General features: G+C 59.5%; 17 protein-coding genes. 14 read left to right on the top strand and 3 right to left on the bottom strand.

The features are described 5' to 3' along the window. Nucleotides 1–51: 51 nt before the first annotated feature. Nucleotides 52–1,776, top strand: coding sequence for an indolepyruvate/phenylpyruvate decarboxylase (ipdC, locus tag IE111_RS18400; RefSeq protein ID WP_229805434.1), 1,725 nt, complete (start codon nt 52–54; stop codon nt 1,774–1,776). A gap of 333 nt (nt 1,777–2,109) precedes the next feature. Here the strand turns inward: ipdC and IE111_RS18395 are convergent, their stop codons facing one another. Next, complete coding sequence (locus IE111_RS18395; protein WP_189611517.1) at nt 2,110–2,601, bottom strand: GNAT family N-acetyltransferase; 492 nt, start codon at nt 2,599–2,601, stop codon at nt 2,110–2,112. Beyond that, nucleotides 2,598–3,494, bottom strand: coding sequence for a LysR substrate-binding domain-containing protein (locus tag IE111_RS18390; RefSeq protein ID WP_229805433.1), 897 nt, complete (start codon nt 3,492–3,494; stop codon nt 2,598–2,600). Before IE111_RS18390 ends, IE111_RS18395 begins: the two co-directional genes overlap by 4 nt. Nucleotides 3,495–3,623: 129 nt before the next feature. On the opposite strand from IE111_RS18390, the gene IE111_RS18385 reads away from it, so the two are divergent. From IE111_RS18385 to IE111_RS18360, 6 genes are all read left to right on the top strand, one after another. Then, nucleotides 3,624–4,226 (top strand): glutathione S-transferase family protein, encoded by a 603-nt coding sequence (locus tag IE111_RS18385; RefSeq protein ID WP_189611516.1) that lies wholly within the window; start codon nt 3,624–3,626, stop codon nt 4,224–4,226. A gap of 228 nt (nt 4,227–4,454) precedes the next feature. Continuing rightward, a complete protein-coding gene (ytfE, locus tag IE111_RS18380; protein ID WP_229805432.1) occupies nt 4,455–5,120 on the top strand; it encodes an iron-sulfur cluster repair protein YtfE in 666 nt (221 codons plus the stop codon). Nucleotides 5,121–5,210: 90 nt separating this feature from the next. Then, nucleotides 5,211–5,372: a hypothetical protein gene (locus IE111_RS18375; RefSeq protein ID WP_189611494.1), complete on the top strand. Its 162-nt coding sequence runs from the start codon at nt 5,211–5,213 to the stop codon at nt 5,370–5,372. 153 nt (nt 5,373–5,525) lie between these two features. Continuing rightward, on the top strand, nt 5,526–7,181 hold the full coding sequence (gene tolA, locus IE111_RS18370; protein ID WP_189611492.1) for a cell envelope integrity protein TolA: 1,656 nt from the start codon (nt 5,526–5,528) through the stop codon (nt 7,179–7,181). A gap of 56 nt (nt 7,182–7,237) precedes the next feature. After that, nucleotides 7,238–8,356 (top strand): hypothetical protein, encoded by a 1,119-nt coding sequence (locus IE111_RS18365; protein ID WP_189611491.1) that lies wholly within the window; start codon nt 7,238–7,240, stop codon nt 8,354–8,356. A 16-nt stretch (nt 8,357–8,372) separates the two neighbouring features. Beyond that, nucleotides 8,373–8,807: a type 2 periplasmic-binding domain-containing protein gene (locus tag IE111_RS18360; RefSeq protein WP_189611489.1), complete on the top strand. Its 435-nt coding sequence runs from the start codon at nt 8,373–8,375 to the stop codon at nt 8,805–8,807. 68 nt (nt 8,808–8,875) lie between these two features. Here the strand turns inward: IE111_RS18360 and IE111_RS18355 are convergent, their stop codons facing one another. Continuing rightward, complete coding sequence (locus IE111_RS18355) at nt 8,876–10,234, bottom strand: pyridoxal phosphate-dependent decarboxylase family protein (RefSeq protein WP_189611487.1); 1,359 nt, start codon at nt 10,232–10,234, stop codon at nt 8,876–8,878. A 103-nt stretch (nt 10,235–10,337) separates the two neighbouring features. Here IE111_RS18355 and IE111_RS18350 point away from each other — a divergent pair, with 103 nt between their 5' ends. From IE111_RS18350 to IE111_RS18320, 7 genes are all read left to right on the top strand, one after another. Further along, nucleotides 10,338–11,213, top strand: coding sequence for a LysR substrate-binding domain-containing protein (locus IE111_RS18350; protein WP_189611485.1), 876 nt, complete (start codon nt 10,338–10,340; stop codon nt 11,211–11,213). 42 nt (nt 11,214–11,255) lie between these two features. After that, on the top strand, nt 11,256–12,116 hold the full coding sequence (locus IE111_RS18345; RefSeq protein WP_189611483.1) for an urea carboxylase-associated family protein: 861 nt from the start codon (nt 11,256–11,258) through the stop codon (nt 12,114–12,116). An 81-nt stretch (nt 12,117–12,197) separates the two neighbouring features. Continuing rightward, the gene (locus tag IE111_RS18340) at nt 12,198–13,055 is read left to right on the top strand and encodes a substrate-binding periplasmic protein (RefSeq protein ID WP_229805431.1); all 858 of its coding nucleotides are present in this window, start codon (nt 12,198–12,200) and stop codon (nt 13,053–13,055) included. Nucleotides 13,056–13,241: 186 nt separating this feature from the next. Continuing rightward, nucleotides 13,242–13,961, top strand: coding sequence for a substrate-binding periplasmic protein (locus IE111_RS18335; protein WP_189611481.1), 720 nt, complete (start codon nt 13,242–13,244; stop codon nt 13,959–13,961). A gap of 214 nt (nt 13,962–14,175) precedes the next feature. After that, nucleotides 14,176–15,603 (top strand): MATE family efflux transporter, encoded by a 1,428-nt coding sequence (locus IE111_RS18330; protein WP_189611479.1) that lies wholly within the window; start codon nt 14,176–14,178, stop codon nt 15,601–15,603. Continuing rightward, nucleotides 15,600–16,031, top strand: coding sequence for a glyoxalase superfamily protein (locus tag IE111_RS18325; protein WP_189611477.1), 432 nt, complete (start codon nt 15,600–15,602; stop codon nt 16,029–16,031). The genes IE111_RS18330 and IE111_RS18325 overlap by 4 nt, the downstream gene beginning before the upstream one ends. 208 nt (nt 16,032–16,239) lie before the next feature. Beyond that, nucleotides 16,240–20,808 (top strand): ATP-binding protein, encoded by a 4,569-nt coding sequence (locus IE111_RS18320; protein ID WP_189611475.1) that lies wholly within the window; start codon nt 16,240–16,242, stop codon nt 20,806–20,808. Nucleotides 20,809–20,826: the final 18 nt, after the last annotated feature.

Raw genomic sequence — 20,826 nt, 5'->3', positions numbered from 1 at the left:
CGGACGGCCGGGTTGGTAACTCCAAAGAGGTGACTGGGCTGTCTTGAATCAATGTATCGGCACGTCGATAGTCGCTACCTTGACTTATATCAATTCGCATCGGGAGATACCTTCGACACTGAAAGGATCGATTATCAGGAGGGTAACTCGATGCAATTGGGTGAAGTTTTGTTAACCGCCTTGAAACAAGCCGGTGCCCGGCACCTGTACGGTATTCCGGGAGATTTCATTTTACCGTTCTTCGAGCAAGCGGAACAGTCGTCGATATTGCCGTTGGTGACCCTGAGTCATGAACCGGGGATCGGTTTCGCCGCGGATGGCGCGGCTCGAATGTCTTGCCGACCCGCCGCGGTGGCCGTCACCTATGGCGCCGGCGCTTTGAATCTGGTGAATGCCATCGCGGGAGCGTTCGCGGAGCGCTCCCCGCTATTCGTCATAGCCGGGTGTCCGTCCGAGGCTGAGCGCGGCAGCGGGTTTTTATTGCACCATCAGGCCAAGACACTTGATTCCCAGTATCGGATATACTCCGAAATCACATGTGATCAGGCCCGAATCACCGATGCCGACACCGCACCGGATATAATTGCGCGCTTGTTGCGTTCCTGCATTACCTATTCACAGCCGGTTTTGTTGGAATTGCCCCGCGATCTCGCCACAGTTCCCTGTCTCCCAGTAGTCCCTCTTTCGCCATTGCCTTTCGAGCCACAGGCGATCAGTGCCTGTGCCGAGGAAATTCTAGACGTACTGAGTGGAGCCAATTCACCGGTATTGATGGTGGATGTGGAGATACGCCGGTATGATCTGGAAGACGAGGTGGCGGCATTGGCCAGGCGTCTCAATGTACCGGTGGTCACGACTCTGATGGGGCGGGGGTTACTTGCCGATACCGACGTGCGTGTCCTGGGTACCTATTTGGGGGAGGCTGGAGACCCTGAGCTCACGGAACTGGTTGAATCGTCCGATGCACTATTGTTGCTTGGCGTCATCCTGTCCGATAGCAACTTCGGCCCGAGCGGTAAACGCCTGGATATTCGCAAAGCCATGCTTGTATCCAATCGGGAAGTGCAGCTGGGCTATCATAACTATCACGAAATCCCCATGGGTGAATTGATCCAGGCCCTGCTCGAACGTCTGCCGGAACCCGGTCGGATCGAACCCGAACAACCCGCGGCGTCGCCGATGTGGGAAGTGGATGATCAACCGTTGACTCCGGCCGATATCGCTGCCGGTATCAATCTGTTTATTGCGGATCAGCCGGATCCGGTCCCGATCGCATCCGATATCGGGGATTGCCTGTTCACAAGCCTCGATATTCATCACACCCCCGTGGTGGCGCCCGGGTACTATGCTTCGATGGGATTCGGTGTGCCGGCCGGTATCGGAATTCAACTCACCACTGGTCACCGCCCGATCATCCTGGTCGGCGATGGCGCGTTTCAGATGACCGGATGGGAGCTGGGTAATTGTCAGCGATTGGAGGTGGACCCGATAGTCGTGCTCTTGAACAACAGAAGCTGGGAAATGATTCGTGTGTTTCAGCCCAACAGTCAATGCAGTGACCTGGGTGACTGGCATTATGCCGGACTGGCCGATGCGTTGGGCGGGCTGGGATTGAGAGTCTCCACCCGACGTGATTTCAGAGCCGCATTGGCGGAGGCCGATCAGGCGCGTGGCAGTTTCGTTTTAATCGAGGTAATGCTGGAATCGGGTGCCGTATCGCCGACGCTGAAACAATTCGCCAAGCGGCTGCAGGCGAAACGGTCACTGAGCCCATAAGAGGCTTCGGTATTCCCGGCTTGGCAACTTTGGCCTACGGTATGCGTCAAATGATCATTACGTAGCATTCTGACTAACGCTTTAACCTTATAAAGATTCATATAAAAATAAATGTTTTTTAGGGTGTGTGACCAATGAGCATCCTGAACTGTATGCGGATAACCGTCTTGAACGCTGGTTTAAGACTCATAGTGCGAGGTGTATCGTGGACTGGAGCCTGGACATGACGGCGGGGACGGAGCTGTTGACGGAAACGTTGTACGACATCCACGAACCCGATTGTTGCGAGTTGTATGAGTCGCTGGTGACGGGTGATCAAAAGCACGCATATACTCATTCCAGTAAACCCCTTTCAACTGTAGAAGGATCTAGGATCTTGACGAAATAGGAATCGTCGCCATCAATATGGGTGAAGCGATAACCCTGGTTGGTGTAGAAGCGAACGACATCCTGCCATTGTGTGGTGGTTTCCAGAACGACCCGTGATATCCCCTCGCTCACAATCCGGTTTTCCAGCGCGCTCAATATTTGAGTGGTATAGCCCTGTTTTCTATACGGTTTAGCGACCGACATCCGTACGATGGATGCCACGCCAGTTTCCAAGTTTATCCAGGCTCCCGTAGCCACAACCCGACCGTTCTTTAGGCCGATCACCATGTTGGAACCATAGGTTTGGCTGAGGTGCTGGACGTCGGGATTCATCGCCGGGTCGTACAAAGACCAATGTTCCCGAAGCCCTGCTTCTATGACCTCCCGAGCCTGTTGTTCGTAGCGCTTGGTTAGCGGTTCTACGCTGTCGAGGCTGGATTCATTGAAAACACTCATGCTGATTGCGCGGACTCAAACGGGTCAGTGGATGTAAACCGTCTGGCCAGTTCCCCGGCCCAATTGGCGGTCACCAATGGATGCCCCTGGGCGGAGCTAACGAGGGCTATGTCGATACCGGGCAGTGGGGGGAGCTCGTGAATAGGGGCAACCTCAACCAAGTCGGGCGAAAGCGATGCCCTTGCCGCAGCTGTAATGGCCATTCCGCGACGGACCAGAGCGATTAAAGCGCCCGCATTAGCGCTCAAGGCCTTGAGGCGATACGGGCGATGGGTCTTATTGAGTCCGTCCAGGGCTGCACTGTGAAATTTGCAGTCCGCTTCGTAAAGGGCCAGAGGAATCGATGCATGCTGCTGCCAATCGAATTGGGGGTGTTGAATCCAGATGCCGCGATCGTGCATCAACACATGCCCTTCGTCGCTGTCGACAGCGCGTGTCAAAATCGTCAGATCCAGTTCACCCTCATCGACCAGGGTCCTTAGCTTGACGGTGGGAGCGCAGACCAGTTGCAGCTGTAATTCCGGGTATTGATCCTGAATGATCTCGACCAGTTGCGGTAACAGGCTCTGGGCATAATCGTCCGGGCTGCCGATGCGCAACGGGGGCAGGGCGCTGTCGGTTCGCAGCTGACTCAGCGCTTCGTCGTGCAACGCCAGCAGTCGCCGTGCGTAGCTGACCAACTGCTTGCCGTCCGGCGTCAGTTCCAGGTTGCGGCCTTCCTTGAAGAACAGGCTGCAGCCGGCCTGTTCCTCCAGTCGTTTCATTTGCATGCTGAGCGCGGCCTGGGTGCGATGCACCTGGCGGGCGGCTCGGGTCAGGCTGCCGGTGTCGACGACGGCGATGTAGGCGCGAAGCAGGTCGATGTCCATTGGGGTTCCGGTGAGTCGATCCATCAGCCTTGCTTATGGCTGACGTCAGTTTAATTCGATTGTTGTTTCCAGTGATCGGGGAGACACTGCCGCCCGGTGTTCAGGGAGAGCGCCGGGCCGGCCACCCCAACGATTGACGCATTGGAGACGACCATGATCTTGCACGACTATCTGCCTTCCGGCAACGGCTACAAAGTACGCCTGTTGTTGAACCGACTGGAGCAACCTTACGACTACCGTCACTACGACATAGTTCAGGGGGCCACCCGTACGCCCGAATTCCGCCGCATGAATCCAGCGGGAAAAATCCCCGTTCTGGAGCTGGATGACGGCCGCTTCCTGAGTGAATCCAATGCCATTCTGTTTTACCTGTCACAGGGCACCGACTACTGGCCGCAAAGCCGGTGGGAACAGGCCCAGGTCCTGAAGTGGATGAATTTCGAACAGTACAGCCACGAACCAAACATCGCGGCCCCCAGGTTCTGGCTTACGCATCTGGGCCTGAATGAAGAACGTCGCACCCAGCTGGCCGGCAAGCAGGCACAGGGGCGAGCGGCACTGGCTGTGATGGAGGATCGCCTGGCCGAGCACGACTGGTTCGTGGCGGACCGTTGTACCATCGCCGACATCGCGTTGTATGCCTACACCCATGTGGCGGATGAGGGCGGATTCGAAATGAACGACTATCCGAACATCGGGCGCTGGATGCACCGGTTTGCCACTCAGCCGAACCACAGTGTGATCACCGACGAATAGCCTTCCTCCTAAGTCCGGTACCCGTTCAACTCATGAAAGGTGGCGGGTATCGAATCGGGCCATTTCATTCCGATTTTCAGGGCATTCGTACCTTGACTTCCATGGGAATAAAGCAATAATACCTTTAAAGAATCATATTAAATGAATGTTTAAAAGAATCCTCCTTCAATCCGGTCATGCCGTGCCCGGAGCGGGCGATTCAACAGCTAACCCAAGCGAGGTATGACAATGACCGTGACCGACACTCCGTTACTGAATAAGAGCCTGGCCGATATCGCCACGCAAGTGGCCGGTTCCACCCGGGTATTTCGCCACTACAAACTCGACTTCTGCTGTGGCGGACACCTCAGCCTCCAGGATGCGCTGAATGCCAAAGGGCTCGATGCCGAACCGGTGCTGGCCGAGTTGGAGTCGCTCGCGGATGTCGAACCCGAAACGGACTGGGCCGGCTCATCACGCAGTGAACTGATCGACCACATTTACAACCGGTATCACCTCACGCATCGACAGCAATTGCCGGAACTTCTGAAAATGGCCAGGCGTGTCGAGGCCGTACACGGAAACAAACCGGATTGCCCGGTCGGCTTGGCCGAACACCTGGGCCATATGTCGCATGAACTGGAAGGGCACATGCAGAAGGAGGAGCAGATTCTGTTTCCCATGTTGCGCAATGGGCTCGTGCAACAGGCCGCAGGCCCCATTCATGTCATGCAAAACGAGCACGATGACCATGGCGAGGCGTTGCAACGCCTGATGGATCTGACCAACGATATGACCCCACCAACCGGCGCCTGCAATACCTGGCGGGCACTGTACGCCGGTCTGGAAGCCTTGCGACATGACTTGATGGAGCACATCCACCTTGAGAACAACGTCCTGTTCAAGGTGGCCTGATAAGCGGTTCAAAGCGTCTTGCGAAAGTGGAGCAGGGCGCTTTCCGGCTGCATCAATCACTGTTTTATTACTCCTCAAGCGAGGTGCATCATGGATTGGAACCTGGACATGACGGCGGGGTCGGAGTTGTTGGCGGAAACGCTGTACGACATCCGCGAACGCGATTGTTGCGAGTTGTATGAGACACTGGTGGCGGGTTGTTGCCGGGATTTGGACGGGGCCGAGAAAGATCCGGAACCCGATCATTATTAACACCAGGGAAACTACACGCCGCGTTTTCAGCCCCACTCATTCCAAAAATTAAACGGTCGTTTGAAAGTTAGCCAAAAGCGTCGCCTTTCCATTCGACTTCTATACACTCCGGACCCCGTTAATAACAAGAAGACTGCATCCGGGTAGTTGCACATGCGCTTTTGGCTGACTGTATTGATAGTAATGAGTCCGTTGTGGCTCTCTCCCACCTGGGCCGCTCCGTTATTGTTGAACGGTCTGGCGCCCTACAAGCATCTCAATAAAGAATATTATTTGGCGGCGTTGTATACCGAACGCCCGCACGAGTCTCTGTCGTCCTACCGTTCCGATGAAGGTGCCCGACGACTGGTGGTGAAAGTAACCACCGACCGATGGTCACCCCGGCGTTTCAACATGATGTGGAAGCAAGACATCGCCATCAATAACGACCTGCAGTCCAACCCGGCGGTGACCGAATTGGTGAAAACGTTCACCGAAGGCCCCGCATCCGATCTGACTGTCGGCGACACCATTGTGATCAGTTTTGAACCGGGGCAGGGGTCGAAAGTCGTTGTGAACGACAGTCTGTGGCTCCACTCCGAGTCGCCGGATCTTTTCGGTTTTCTGGCCAATGCCTGGCTGGGGGATATTCCATCCTCGCAGCGGTTTCAATCCCAGCTGCTGGTTGGCGGTGAACTGAATTCGGTCAGCGAGCGCGAACGTTTGGCCCGCTTCAATGCGTTGAGCATCTCGGGCAATCGCCTGGCGTTGCTCGACGAATGGCAGGGCCAGGGCCAGTCGAAAGCCGAGGAAGAAGCACGGCGTCAGGCCGAAGCCGAACGGGCCGCTCGCGAAGCCGAAGAACGACGTCGGGCCGAGCGTGAAGCCGAACGCCGTCGTGAAGCCGAGGCGTTGGCCAAGGCCAAGCGCGAAGCCGAGGAACTGGCCCGCGCCAAAGCCCGGGCGGAAGCCGAAGCGGCCGCGCTGGCCGAAGCCCGTGCCAAGGCGCGCGAGGAAGCCGAAGAACTGGCGAAAGCCAAAGCCGAAGCGGAAGCCCTGGCGGAAGCCAAGGCGGCCGCCGAAGCCGCCGCCAATGCGCAGGCCGAGGCGCAAGCCGTGGAAGCCGCGCAACAAACGGCGCGCCAGCAAGCGGAACGCAAGGCGTACCAATGGTCGTTGTACCAGTGGAACGTTCAGCGTCAGGTCTATCCCAAGGTGGCCTATCCCGATTGGGCTCGGCAATTGAAGCAGGAAGGGGAAGTGCAACTGGACCTGGTGTTGAGCCGGACCGGCAGTTTGCGCGCCGTCACCGGTGTCCGCCCCGCGAATGCCGGACTGTTGGGGCAATCGCTCCGCTCGGCCGTCGAAGCGGCGGCGCCGTTCGGCCCAATGCCGGACAACTTCACCGAAGACCAGTACCGGGTCACGTTGCGCTACACCTTCAAGCTCGACCAGCCTCAGGCCATTTTGCCGCCGAAGCCCGTACCGCCCGCTTTTATGGCCAATGAAAACCGGCAACTGAGCGATGAGCAAAAAGCCGAAGTGCTGGCCAGTTATCAGCTTCGAGTTCGCGAACAAATCCTCAATGCCGTCGAATATCCCTACTGGGCCGAGAGTCTGGGGAATGAAGGCACCGTCGGTGTGCGGGTTCGGGTCAACGCCGATGGAACCCTGGCCGAGGTTCAGTTGGACGAGGCGTCCCGCCATGCCGTGCTGAACAAGGAATTGCAGGATGCCGTCACCCGTGCCGCGCCGTTCGAGGCCATCCCGGAAGAACTGGGTCTGGCGCTGGCGGACGTCGGTGTCACCCATGAATTCAAACTGAAGTAATTCGCTGTGTGCCGGTGGGTCCTCCACCGGCGACTTTCCGAGTGCAGGAGATGCCTATGAAACTCACCCCCTGGGCCCTGATGGGCTCGCTGATGTTGCCCGTGGGCGCCTCGGCCTTCGACATGCGCCTGAACGGCTTTATGTCGGTGGCCGGTGGCATGACGCTGGGCGAGGACCAGCATATCAATATCGATCCGTTGAATGTGGACGAGTCCGATATCAACACCACCGGCGAAGGCAATTATTGGGTCGGCTACAACAACGAGCTGGATTTCACCGCCGACAGCATGGTCGCCATTCAGGCCATGGCCGACATCAACGAGAAAATGTCCGCAACCGCTCAATTGGTCGGTCGTGGCGGCGACGGCTTCAACACCACCTTCGAGTGGGCGTATCTGAGCTATGAAGCGACCGAGAACCTCGAATTGAGGGCCGGGCGCGTGCGGATGCCGATTTTCTACTATTCCGATTTCCTGGAACTGGGATACGGCTATCAATGGGTCCGTCCGCCGGTGGACACCTACAATGTGTTCGTCACCTCGGTCGAAGGCGTAAGCGGCACCTACGAGTTCTATTTCGGCGACCTGGGGATGGAATTGGCGGGCTATCTCGGCTCCACCCAGGGGACGGACCCGGAGACCGGATCCTTTGTCGACTTCAAAACCATGCGGGGCGTGTCACTGGAAGTCGCCGCCGGCGACGTCAGCCTGCGCGGCTCCTACAACACCGCGCCGGATGCCACGCTGACCCGAATCGGCGTTCCCATGGCGCTCGACTTTCCGGCCGAATTTGTCTCCGGTGCGGCGGTATACGACAACGGTACCCTGTTCTCGATCGCCGAATACACGAAGACGATCAACGATTCGAACCTGATCAATAACCGCATCGGCTGGTACGCCTCCGCCGGTTACCGAATCGGAACCGTTACGCCACATTTGACCTATTCGGTGCAGCAAACCGAAAGCAACATGATCAACCCGTTGACCGGTGACCCGGCTCCGAATGCCGAGAATCCGACCGACATCCGCTCCATCACCGGCGGCGTCCGCTGGGACTTCAACATCGCGGCGGCATTAAAGCTGGAATACACCCACCGTGAAGACAACACCGATGATCCCTACCGTGGCTACGGCGATGCCGATCTGATCACGGTAGCCGTAGACGTCGTATTTTGAGGGTGAGAACTGACTGATGATGAATGTGATAAACAAGACGATACAGGGGCTGGTGCTGGCCTCGCTGATGTTGATGACGCCCGTGTTCGCCGACATGGTGGTCATCGTGCATCCGAGCAACGACAACCCCATTACCCAGGATTTCCTGAAAAACCTGTACCTGGGCAAAACGCAGACGTTCGAGGACGGCTCCCGGGCGAAACCCTTGGACCTGTCCCCCGGCGATGACTTGCGACAGACGTTTCTGCGCATTGCCGTCGAGCAGAAGCCGGTGCAGTACCGCCGTCACTGGTCCAAGGCCTTGTTCACCGGCGGCGGTGAACCCCCGGAAGAAGTTACATCGCAACGACAGGTGATCGAAATGATTGCCGAAAACCCGGACATGATCGGCTATGTCGACGCCGAACTGCTGGACGACCGGGTGAAATCCGTTTTGCGGGTGAGAATGTAAAACCCGATCGAGTGGTTTCGAATTCACGACGAATTCGAAACCCAATCTTTTTATTCAACAATTCTGTATTAACTTGGCATCTCGTGCTTGAGTCGAGCCAATAGTCCGATTAAAGCCTCGATATGCCGCTCTTCGGTGCGCCAGGACGATACCGATATCCGAAACGCGGGTCGATTCTGCCAGACCGATGGACCGAACCAGACCTGTCCGGATTGTTGGGCGGCCTGCACGATGGCTCGGGTTTGTTCATCGGTATCCGCCCGGACCAACACCTGATTCAGCACCACCTCGTTCAGCACCCTGTACCCCGCAGCGGATAATCCTTCTGCAACTCGTCCGGCCAACGCGCAATGCCGCTCGACCATCCCGGCGACGCCCTGTCGACCCAATCCTTTCAATGCGGCCCAGATCGGAATGCCTCGTGCGCGCCGGGAAAATTCCAGTCCGAGATTTTTTTGCGCCGTCGGGTCGGCCTGTGCGTAGTCGGCGTCGCTGTTCATGGCCTGCGCCAGGGCGTCGGCATGGCGGCAAATCACCATGGCGCCGTCATAGGGGGTGTTCAGCCATTTGTGTGCATCGACGGTCCAGCTGTCGGCCAGGTCGATGCCTTCGGTCAGGTAAGCGTGGGTGTTGCTGGCCCGTGCCCATAATCCGAAAGCGCCGTCGATGTGCACCCAGGCGCCGGCCTTGCGGGCCCGGGGCAACAGTTCCGCGAAGGGATCGAAGCCGCCGGTATTCACTTCACCGGCCTGTAGGCAGAGCAGGGTGCGGTCATTCAGCGCCGGAACGGCATCCAGGCACAGGCGACCCCGGTCGTCGCAGGGCACATTCACAATGTTGTCTTCGCCGAATCCCAGTAGCCTCAGGACTTTGCGCACCGTGATGTGGATATTCTCCGGACACACCACCCGAATGGCCGGAGCGCCCGCCAGGCCCTGTCGATCCATATCCCAGCCCGCCCGGGCCAGCAGGACCCGACGCGCCGTGGTCAGCGCCGACAGTGCGCCAGCGGTGGCGCTGGTGCCGAACCCGACGGCGCTGTTGCGCGGCAGATCCAGAATGTCCAGCAACCAGCGGGCAGCGGTGCGTTCGATGGCGTCCGCCGCCGGGGAGTTGACCGCGCTGGAGGCGCACTGGTCCCAGGCCAGGGCGATGCGCTCGGCGGCCGACGCCACCGGCAGGCTGGAGCCGATGACAAAGCCGTAATAGTTCGGGCCGGCCGAGGCGACCGTCGCCGGTCCGCCCAGTCGGGAAAGCTGCTCCAGAATTGTCGCCGCATCCTGAGGCTGTTCCGGCAAGGGTTCGTCGAAGCCCGACAACGCCCGGCGTGCCGGTTCATCCGGAAAAACAGGCCGGTGTTCCAGCGATTGCACATAGTCGACCGCTTGCCGCTCGGCGTAGGCCAACAGGTCGAATTCGGTTGTCATATCCAGTGTCCTCGGTCACTCGTGTAGGGAGTACTCATGCTAGGATGACTGGAAGTCACGTAAAAACGATTTATTGTCGGTCTTAGAGTGAGTAGATATCACAATGAAGCGACTTCCTTCCCTGCAAACCATTCAGGCCTTCGAGGCGTCCATCCGGCATGGCAGTTTCACTCGCGCCGCCGAGGAGCTGCATCTCACTCACGGCGCGATCAGCCGTCATGTCCAAAAACTCGAAGACTGGTATGGCAAAGCCCTGTTCGAGCGTCAGGGCCCCCGGGTGCGGCCCACGGTGGCCGGGGAAGGGCTGCGACAACGGCTGCTGGACCCGTTACATGGTTTGTACCAGGCGCTGGAAACTCCGGTCCGGCCACGGCGGGACGCCCTGTACCTGTCGACTCTGGTGTCCATCGCCCAGACCTGGATTCTGCCGAACCTGGACGACTTCAAGCAACAATGCCCCAACATCGACCTGACCGTCGCGACGGACTACCAGGTGTTGAGTATTCCTCCCGCCAGCAAGGTGGTGGCGTTGCGTTTCGGTCAATTCGACCATCGCGGACTCTTTGCCGAAAAACTGCTGGACGAGTCGATGGTGGCGGTGGCTTCGCCCGCCTGGCTGGCCCGTCACGGAGCCGATCCGGCTCACTGGCCGACCGAGGATATGGTCGTGCATACCGCGACTCCCTGGCCTGCGACCCTCAAGACCGAAACCGGCGTGACCCGGCTGCCTCTGGCGCAGGGGGCGCGATTCAATGACGCCCAGCTGTGCCTGCAGGCGGCTGCTCACGGAATGGGGGTCGCCTGGACCCGGAGTCAGATGGCCCGGACGGCTCTGGAACGTGGCGATCTGGTGGCGATCGAACCCCTGCGCCAACAGAGCGATCGCTCGTACTGGTTGGTCTGCCGCGAGGAACTGATCCAGGATCCGACCCTGGTCTTGTTTCGGCGGTGGATTCACGATGTGATAGGGGGCGTTTAACGCTTTGGAACGATTGACTGCGATCACAATAAGGGCACCCGAATGAAGTACACCCCGACCCATCCAGCACCGGCGGATGCCGCCGATCGCCGCCGCGCGGCCCCTGTCGTCGCTTACCCCACGGACAGCCTGCCCGGGTTCGATGCGGCGCTGTACGCTTCGGCGCGAACCGACATGACCCTGGTGGACCGTTGGGAGATCCCGCCCCGGGACGCGAAGTGTTTCACCGTGCCGGCCGGTCATCTGTGCCGCATCGTCAGTGTCGAGGGCCCTCAGGTGGGCGACCTGAACCTGTGGAACCTCCACGATCCGAGCGAGCATTTCTACAGCGGCAAGACCCGGGCCCTGCACGGGACCCATCTGAGCACCGGGGATCGGTTGTGGAGCACCTTCCCGACTCTGCGGCCCCTGGCCACCCTGACCGACGACACTCTGGACTGGTACGGCTGGGATGACGACGGCGCCAGTTTGCACGATGTGATCGGCACGCGGTGCGACCCCTACACGCAACGGTTGTTGAACGGCAGCGACTACCACTATTGCTGCCATTCGAACCTGACCCGGGCCGTGTCGCGGTACACGGGGCTGCCTCTGGAGCAGGCCGAGGCCCGGGTGCACGATGTGTTCAATGTCTTTATGTGCACCGGGTTCACCCGCGATACCCATCAGTATTTCATGAAGGCGAGTCCGGTCCGGCCGGGCGACTATCTGGAATTCGTGGCGGAAGTCGATTTGCTGGGCGCCTTGTCGGCCTGTCCCGGTGGTGATTGCGGGCACAGCCATTCAAGCGATGACAACCCCTGTTATCCATTGGCGGTGGAAGTTTACCGGCCATCGGCGCAATTCCTGTCGGCCTGGCGGTCACCGGCTGCCAACCCTTATGCCAGGCAGCATGGGACATAACACTGGATTCGGTGAATGGACAACTCCCCGAGTGCCGTCTACTGTAAACAGACGCTTGTTTGTCACTGGACCCGGGTTGCCATGTCACGCTGGTGGATGTTGTTGGTCTTCCTGTGGTGTTCGGATGTCTTTCCCGCCGAATGGGATGTCGTCTATCCGGCGGACGAGTCGCCCCTCGACACGCGATTCGAAGACTTGAAGGAAATACTCCGCACGGCACTGGAAATAACCGAGGAAGACTTCGGACCGTTCGACATGCGTTCGGTCGAGATTCCGATGACGTCCCTGCGTTACTCCCAGGAGCTGCAGTCAGGGCGCTTCCCCAATGTGATCTGGACCTCCACATCCCGCGCCAGGGAGCGGAATTTAAGACCCATTCGCATCCCGCTCCGCAAGGGCTTGCTGTCCTACCGCGTATCCATTATCCGCTCGGATACTCAAGCCAGGTTGCGACAGGTGACGACGCTGGAAGATCTGAAATCCCTTTCGCTGGTGCAGGGCACGGGATGGGGCGATGTCCGGGTCTATGAAAGCAACGGCCTGACCGTGCTCACCAGTGGGTACGAGAGCCTGTTCCGAATGATTCAAGCCGGACGTGCCGACCTGTTTCCCCGCGGAATCGGGGAGGTGTTTCCGGAATGGGAGGCACGCCGGGAGGCTATGCCGAGCCTCGCGATCGATGAACACCTGCTGCTGTATTATCCCTGGCCTTATTATTTTTTCGTCAACAAGGAAAACGACGCCCTCGCCGAGCGCCTTGAGACCGGTCTGATGCGGATGATCGAGGACGGCAGTTTCGACGAAATTTTCTGGCGCTACAACGGCGAGTCCATTCGTCGGGCCAATCTCGATGATCGCCAGGTCATTCAATTGGACAACCCGTTGTTACCGGCCGAGACGCCGCTTGACGACGAAAAGCTGTGGTTCCGGCCACAATAACGCGAGTCAACAATCCCTCTCTTTAGAGTATCGTTTATTCCTTACCCGACTGTTCCCGGTCACGGACGGTGCTTTTCGCGCTTTGCAGAGCTTCGTATCCAGTTGAACGTTGCGAATCCGCGAGCGTTGGCTATTTTTATAGTGTGATGCAGTTCACATAAATCCTAGCCGTACGGGACGAATGAAATGAAGACATACCGCATTTTGCTACCCCTTCTCGCGCTCAGCCTGACTCTGTCGGCCAAGGCCGACACCATTACACTGGCCAATGGCGATTGGGCGCCTTATCTCGGTGAAAGCCTGCCGAATGGCGGTCCGGTGGCTCACCTGGTGTCCGAGGCGTTTGCCACTCAGGGCTGGACGGTCCGCTATGAGTACCTGCCCTGGAAGCGGGGTTACAACATGGCGGAAGCCGGAGAGCTGGACGGTTCCATCGTCTGGAGCCGCAACGCGGAGCGCGAAGCCGTCATGAACTACAGCGATCCGGTGGTGCAACTGGACACGGTCGTGTTTTACGCCGATGACCGCCCGGTCGACTGGAGCGAGCCCGATGATCTCAAAGGGTTAAGACTCGGTGGCGTAATCGGTTACGACTATGGTTTTGTCAAACCGGATGACGGTTACAACGTCTCCTACATCGGTGAGCCGGTCAATAACTACCGTAAGTTGATGGCGGATCGTCTCGACGCCGTGATGGAGGAGCGTTTGGTTGGTTTGAACCTCGCCAAAGAATCCGGTGTAGCCGATCAGGTCAGCTATCACCCCAAGACCATCAAATCCAAGCCTTACTTCCTGATCGTCGGCAAGGCCAACCCCAAGTCGGAGGAGATCCTCCGGGTCTTCAACCTTGGCCTGCAGGAGCTGAAGGACAACGGAAGCTACGACAGCATCCTGGGCGTGAATTGATCGCTGATCTATAAAACCTGGGTAAAAATAATTGACCCTGTCCAGACGATCCATTACCGTAGTGGCCGGTTCCAGACACCGGCCGCTCGCGGACCCAGGTCCATGGTGAAGTTCTGGTCTGATTAATCGGTCACTCTTGTGCATTTCGCCGGGGAGACAATGCGAGCCCTTCCACATCTGATGTAACGCGGAATGCCCACAAGTGGAGACTGACATGTCATCCTTGTCGGAGTCGCCGGAAGACCGGTCCTCTCATTTCACTCACCTTCCGCTACCGAAGCTCTACCTCCAGACGGCCCTGCCGATCATATTCGTCATGGGCATGAACGGCCTGCTGACGGTTGTCGATGCCCTGTTTTTGGGGATCTTCGTCGGTCCTGAGGCGTTGGGCGCGGTCACTTTGATGTTTCCGGCCTACATGCTGATTGTGGCGTTGTCGACCCTGGTCGCCAGTGGTATGTCGAGCATTCTCGCCCGTTGCCTGGGAGGACGTGAATTCGACCAGGCGCGCATCGTATTCGCCGCCGCCCATGGCCTGGCCATCGTGATTGGCACTGTGCTGATCGCCGGGTTCTTGTTGGCCGGCGATGCACTGACGCTGCGAGCCGCCAACGGCAACGCCACACTGGCCGCCATGGGGTCGGTGTATTTGCGTCTCACCGTCTTTTTCTCGCCCGTACTCTTCGTGCTGGCACTGCAATCGGATGCCTTACGTAACGAGGGCCGGGCGGGATTGATGGCCGCCATGAGTCTGTTGGTGTCGATCGCCAACATGGGCTTCAACTACCTGTTGATCGGTGTCCTGGAGTTGGGCGTGGCCGGTTCGGCATACGGCACACTGCTGGCTCAATGCTTGGCTCTGGCGTGCATCGCGACCTTCCGGGTTCGCGGCCGGACCCCGCTCAGGCTCAATGGTCCAAGCTGGCACCCCGCGAACTGGGGCGGCATCGGGTCGTTGTGGTCGGACATTCTTCGATTGGGCGCGCCGCAAAGCCTGACGTTCCTGGGGCTGGCGCTGGGATCGGGCTCCATTATCCTGGCACTGCAATGGGTTGGAGCGGCCGGTTATGCCGATACCGTTTCCGCCTACGGCATCGTCACCCGCATCATGACCTTTGTCTTTTTACCGTTGTTGGGATTAAGCCATGCGATGCAATCGATCACCGGCAACAACTATGGTGCGCGGCTCTGGTTTCGATCGGATGACAGTCTGCGCCTGGCCCTGGCGATCGCCCTGGTGTATTGCGTGGTCTCGGAACTGGTGCTGGTGAGCCTGGCGGCGCCGTTGGGCGGTTTGTTCGTCGACGATCCGGCCGTCGTCTCCGAGGTGGGTCGTATCCTGCCGATCATGGTCTCACTGTATGTCGTGGCCGGACCGGTCATGATGCTGGCCACCTATTTCCAGGCCATCGGCGATGCGGGACGGGCGGCTTTGCTCAGCCTGACCAAACCGTATCTGTTTGCCATTCCCCTGACCTTCCTGCTGCCCGGAATCGTCGGTGAAACCGGGATCTGGCTGGCTGTACCGGTCGCCGAAGGACTGCTTCTGGTCGTCGCCGTGGTGGTATTGACGCGGACGGCCCGCCAGCACGGCTGGGTGTGGGGCCTGTTTCGCAGCCAAGTCAGCGAGGTGACCTCATGAGCGGCCCCATACCCGACATTGCCGGCCTCAAGGCACAGGCGCGGCGGCTGCGCGAGCGACTGGCCCGGTCCGGCTCCGATCCGGGCCATGCGGCGGTACTGGAACTGATCGCCCGGCACCATGGCTATCGTGACTGGAACACACTGAGGGCCGTGGTCGGGAAACGGACCGATGCACCGGTCGCGACCGGCGAACGGGTACGCGGGACCTATCTCTCCCATCCCTTCGAAGGCGTGGTTGTCACGGTGCAGGCCGTGAGCCTGGGCTGGTTCCGCATTCGGCTGAAGCTGGACCAGGCCGTGGATGTGGTGGCGTCCGAGCATTTTTCCGGGTGGCGGAAGCAGGTCACGGCTGTCGTCGACTCAAACGGGGTGACGGCCGAGGCGACGTCCGACGGCGAGCCGCATCTGCGGCTGGAGTCTGGATAGGGCCGCGTTTTGGCTGAGTGGCCGTGATTGTGTGATCCAGTTCAAATAATGACCTTGGATTCGGGTCACACACCGCCTGGCTTTTTCCTTTAGATTAATAATGTCTTCTAACCTCCCCGTAGAATAATGCCTAATTGTCTCCTAAGCTCCACGGTTACCATTTTGTTACTGTCCAGTAGACAGCCGTCGGACATCCAAGGAGACACCATTGAACGACCGTCAGTCTGAATCCACACACGCTTCCAAGCCGTCGTCCACGGTGGACCCGCTGTTTATCGAAGCCGAGCAATTGGCGAAGGACTTCTCGCTCTTCCCCGAGCGGCACAACACCGATCTGCCGACGCCGGCCGATCATATGGAAGGCCTGATCAGCGACGACCAGATCAAGGCCAAGCTCAAGCAGATCGCGGCCATGGACGTCGACACCTACATCGAGCGGACTGTCCTGCCCAGCCAGGACAACCGCCGTCCGGGCGTTCGCGACGTGGTGGCCGGGCTGAATGCCCGGGTGCTGAACGAAGTGAGCCGGGGCGCCCTGTACAGCGCCGAGCTGGAAATGAACTTCGGTGGCCAGAAGCGCCGCATCGGCCTGGTGGCCCAGGATCGCGAGAGCTCGAACGGCGCCTGGATGCCGGAACACCACCGGCTGGCGGCCGAGCGCGTGCGCACCTTCGCCGAACTGAGCATGCCCATTGTCTATTTGATCGACACACCCGGGGCCGATGCTGGCGAAGCCGCCAACCGCGATAACCAGTCCCACTCGATTTCCCGCCTGATCGCCGAAACCACAAACCTGGACGTGCCGACGCTCGGCATCGTCATCGGTGTGGGTTACTCGGGCGGTGCCATTCCGCTGGCCGCGGCCAACCTGTTGCTCTCGGCGCGCGACGGCATTTTCAACACCATCCAGCCGCAGGGCCTGCAGAGCATCGCGCGCAAATACAATCTGTCCTGGCAGGAATGCGCCAAGTACGTCGGCGTCTCCCCGGAAGAGCTCTACACCCAGGGCTGCATCGACGGCGTCATCGATTATTCGCCGCTCGACACCGACGCCCGCCAGCGCAACCTGGAACAGGCGATCGTCACCGGCATTCAGTCGATCGAGCGCGCCGCCGTCGACTTCGTGCGCCGCACGCCGGACATGATGACCCACTATCAGCGCAGCCTGGAGCGCTATCTGCACCCGTCCGAGCGACTGCAAAACGTCGAGGGCGCCTCCAGCCTGATGCTGGCCAGCAACCCGACCAGTCAGGTCAACGTCTTCGGCGTGTGTTATCGCTATTTGCGGTATCTCGCCCTGCGCGGACGCATTCATTCCATCTCCCAGCGCCAATACGGCCGACTGTCGAACCTGAGCGTCCCCGAGGGCGATCTGGACGAGCGCATCAAGGCGCTGCATGCCCAGGCGTTTCAAAGCTGGCTGGCCAGCCCGGACAAGGTGATTTACGACGACGAACTCGCCAAAGCCTGGAAAACCTTCGCCAGCAAGCGCGACGAAGTCGGCGAAGACCGGAACGCCTTCACCCGTCTGATTCTGGGTGAGCCCAAGGACAACTACGAAAAAGCCAAGAAGGCGTTGCTGTTCACCCTGGCGATTTCGCTGTACAACCGCTGGAAATCCGGTGCAGCCAACAATTTCCGCGCGTTGATTCAGACTCTGGAAAGCGACGAACTGCCCCAGACCGAAACCTGGCCCAAGCTGGCCGATCTCAGCGTGGTCGATGTCGTCGCCCACAAGGATCTGCGGGCGGACTTTATCGACCAGTGCCGCAACATCCTGATGTTCGACGCGGTATACGACAGCGCCGTCGCCAACCTGGCCAGCATTGCCCGCGAAGCGATGGAAGACCGGGCGCTGAGCCGCGAGTCGGTCGGCAAGTTGCTCGACAAAGCGATGGACTCGGCGGTCAGCCGGCACGACAACGCCGAACAGGCGCGCAAAACGTTCAGTCGTTGGTTGCGGTATTTCCTCAGTCAGTCGCACCGGGGTGATCTGCTGACCCGGGTCGAAGCCTGGAAAAGCATCGGCTTCCCGCAGATGAACGACAGCCTGTTCGTGATTCTGACGCACTATTTCGAAAAACTGTTGCCGTCCTATTTCGAGAGCGAGAAGAAACCGAGCGACTTCAAGGGCGCCATCAACCCGTTGCGCATCGGTCGTCGCAAGGACTTCTGGAACCGTCTGATGATGGGCTACCGGGACCTGCTGATCCAGCGCATCCAGCGCGAGGAAAAGCGCAACAACCCGATCGCTTACCAGCGCATCGTCGACCAGTTCCTGGACAACTTCGTCGAACTGGACGAAGACCTGATGACCGCCAACAGCCTGAATTTCCCGGGCTTCCGTCTGTCCATCGAAGACGCGCTCGACAAAAACATCAAGCCGTGCGGCCTGATCACCGGCCTTGCCGACTTCAAACGGCCGGACGGCAGCCACCAGCGCGTCGGTGTGGCCTTATCCAACACCGCTTTCCAGGCGGGCGCTTTCGATATGGCCAGTGCCGAGAAGTTCTGTTCCCTGCTGGTCGAGTGCGCCCAGCGCGGCATTCCGGTGGTCGGCTTTATCAGCTCCGGTGGCATGCAGACGAAAGAAGGCGCGGGCGCGCTGTTCTCCATGGCCGTGGTCAACGACCGCATCACCCGCTTCGTGCGCGACACCGAACTGCCGCTGGTCATCTTCGGCTACGGCGACTGCACCGGTGGCGCCCAGGCCAGCTTCGTGACCCATCCGCTGGCACAGACCTATTATTTCTCCGGTACCAACATGCCGTTCGCCGGCCAGATGGTCGTCCCGGCTTACCTGCCGTCCACCAGCACACTGGCCAACTACCTGAGCGACGTGCCCGGCTCCATGGCGGCTCTGGTCGATAACCCCTTCGCGCCGGATCTGAACCAGCGCCTGGCGGACATCGACGGGGAAATGCCGATGCCGACCGACACGGTCGAAGCCGTTGTCGAACGTGCGTTCGCCGGTTATGTGCCCAAGCCCGAGGAGGACATCAAGCCCCTGGTTCAGGTCGATCCCAAGGCGTTGATGGAGCCGATCGAGAAGGTGCTGATCCACGCGCGCGGCTGTACCGCCGTCAAGCTGATCCGCATCGCCCAGGCCAACGACCTGAAAGTCGTGCTGGTGGCGTCTGACCCGGATATGGCCGCCGTGCCGGCCGACATGCTACGCGCCCAGGACACCCTGGTCTGCCTCGGCGGCAATACGTCCGACGAGAGTTACCTGAACGCCCACTCGGTGTTGCAGGTGGCCGAGCACGAAGATGTGGACGCTCTGCACCCGGGCATCGGTTTTCTGTCCGAGAGCCCGCAATTCGCGTCCCTGTGCGTGAACCGGGGCATCAACTTCATCGGCCCGAGCGTCGACAGCATGTCGACCATGGGTAACAAGTCCAACGCCATCAAGACCGCCATGGGCGTTGGGGTACCGGTGGTGCCGGGCAGTCACGGCATCCTGTCGGACGTTGAACAGGCCGAAGCCATCGCCGCCGAGATCGGCTATCCGGTGTTGTTGAAAGCCGTACAAGGCGGGGGCGGCAAGGGCATCCAGGTGGTCGAGCGGCCGGACCGGATGCGCCATTACTTCCAGCAGATCAGCACCGAGGCGCGGGCCGCCTTCGGCAACGGCGACCTCTACCTGGAAAAATACGTCACCTCACTGCGCCACATCGAGGTGCAGGTGCTGCGCGACCAGTTCGGCAACACCAAGGTGTTGGGGTTGCGCGATTGCTCCGTGCAGCGCAACAACCAGAAAGTGTTCGAGGAATCCGCCTCGACCATGTTGCCGGACGATCTCAAGGCGAAAGCGCTGGATTACACTCACTCACTCGCCAACGCTGTGGATTACACCGGCGCCGGCACCGTCGAGTTCATTTTCGATCTGGACGCGAACGCCGTCTACTTCATGGAAATGAACACCCGCCTGCAGGTGGAGCACCCGGTCACCGAAGCGACGTCGGGCATCGACATCGTCAAGGCGCAGTACGACATCGCCTCCGGTTATTCCATCGCCGAGATGGAACCCCAGGCCATCGGCTATGCCATGGAAGTGCGCGTCACCGCCGAGAAAGCCAAGCAGGGTTCCGACGACGTCATCACCCTGGTGCCGAGCCCCGGTACCGTGACCGAATGGCAGTTGCCGGAACGCGACGACGTGGAACTGATCGCCATGGTCGACAAGGGCAAGGAAGTCTCGCCTTACTACGACAGCCTGATCGCCCAGGTCATCATGCGCGGCGAATCCCGCGAGGATGTGATCGAGAAACTGTACGACTACCTCGACCAGTGCGTGATCAAGGGCATTTCCACAAACATCCCGCTGCTGAAACGCATCTTGAAAGACGACACCTTCCGCAACGGTGAGTACGACACCACCTACCTGCCGAAGTTCATGGCCAAGCAGGACGCCGAGGCTCTGATCGCCGAGATGGAAGCGGAAGCCGGTGGCAACAAGATCGACGCCGACGCCCTGAAAGTGGAAGCGACCGACGAGCTCAAGGTCATCGCCCAGAGCGCGGGCATCTTCTACACCAAACCGTCGCCGAACGATCCGGACTTTGTCCGCGAAGGCGACGAGGTGTCGGTCACCGATACGCTCTGTCTGATGGAAGCGATGAAAATGTTCAGCCAGCTCTCGCTGGATACCTTCAACCGTCGCGACAACGTGCTCTACGATCCGAACCGCCGCTATGTCATCAAGCGGATCATGAACTCCAACGGCTCCCAGGTGTCGAGCGGGGATCTGTTGTTCGTGGTGTCGCCGACCTCTTAAACAATCCCTCCGCGGCGG

The sequence above is a fragment of the Saccharospirillum salsuginis genome (genome assembly GCF_014651855.1).
Taxonomy (GTDB): domain Bacteria; phylum Pseudomonadota; class Gammaproteobacteria; order Pseudomonadales; family Natronospirillaceae; genus Saccharospirillum; species Saccharospirillum salsuginis.
The sequence above is the reverse complement of the archived record's forward strand: the minus strand, read 5'-3'. Positions and strand labels throughout refer to the sequence as shown.

Excerpts from the sequence above, each read along its gene's own strand:
- ipdC (WP_229805434.1), top strand. The coding sequence starts at position 52 with ATGTATCGGCACGTCGATAGTCGCTACCTTGACTTATATCAATTCGCA.
- IE111_RS18395 (WP_189611517.1), bottom strand. The coding sequence starts at position 2,601 with ATGAGTGTTTTCAATGAATCCAGCCTCGACAGCGTAGAACCGCTAACC.
- IE111_RS18390 (WP_229805433.1), bottom strand. The coding sequence starts at position 3,494 with ATGGATCGACTCACCGGAACCCCAATGGACATCGACCTGCTTCGCGCC.
- IE111_RS18385 (WP_189611516.1), top strand. The coding sequence starts at position 3,624 with ATGATCTTGCACGACTATCTGCCTTCCGGCAACGGCTACAAAGTACGC.
- ytfE (WP_229805432.1), top strand. The coding sequence starts at position 4,455 with ATGACCGTGACCGACACTCCGTTACTGAATAAGAGCCTGGCCGATATC.
- IE111_RS18375 (WP_189611494.1), top strand. The coding sequence starts at position 5,211 with ATGGATTGGAACCTGGACATGACGGCGGGGTCGGAGTTGTTGGCGGAA.
- tolA (WP_189611492.1), top strand. The coding sequence starts at position 5,526 with ATGCGCTTTTGGCTGACTGTATTGATAGTAATGAGTCCGTTGTGGCTC.
- IE111_RS18365 (WP_189611491.1), top strand. The coding sequence starts at position 7,238 with ATGAAACTCACCCCCTGGGCCCTGATGGGCTCGCTGATGTTGCCCGTG.
- IE111_RS18360 (WP_189611489.1), top strand. The coding sequence starts at position 8,373 with ATGATGAATGTGATAAACAAGACGATACAGGGGCTGGTGCTGGCCTCG.
- IE111_RS18355 (WP_189611487.1), bottom strand. The coding sequence starts at position 10,234 with ATGACAACCGAATTCGACCTGTTGGCCTACGCCGAGCGGCAAGCGGTC.
- IE111_RS18350 (WP_189611485.1), top strand. The coding sequence starts at position 10,338 with ATGAAGCGACTTCCTTCCCTGCAAACCATTCAGGCCTTCGAGGCGTCC.
- IE111_RS18345 (WP_189611483.1), top strand. The coding sequence starts at position 11,256 with ATGAAGTACACCCCGACCCATCCAGCACCGGCGGATGCCGCCGATCGC.
- IE111_RS18340 (WP_229805431.1), top strand. The coding sequence starts at position 12,198 with ATGTCACGCTGGTGGATGTTGTTGGTCTTCCTGTGGTGTTCGGATGTC.
- IE111_RS18335 (WP_189611481.1), top strand. The coding sequence starts at position 13,242 with ATGAAGACATACCGCATTTTGCTACCCCTTCTCGCGCTCAGCCTGACT.
- IE111_RS18330 (WP_189611479.1), top strand. The coding sequence starts at position 14,176 with ATGTCATCCTTGTCGGAGTCGCCGGAAGACCGGTCCTCTCATTTCACT.
- IE111_RS18325 (WP_189611477.1), top strand. The coding sequence starts at position 15,600 with ATGAGCGGCCCCATACCCGACATTGCCGGCCTCAAGGCACAGGCGCGG.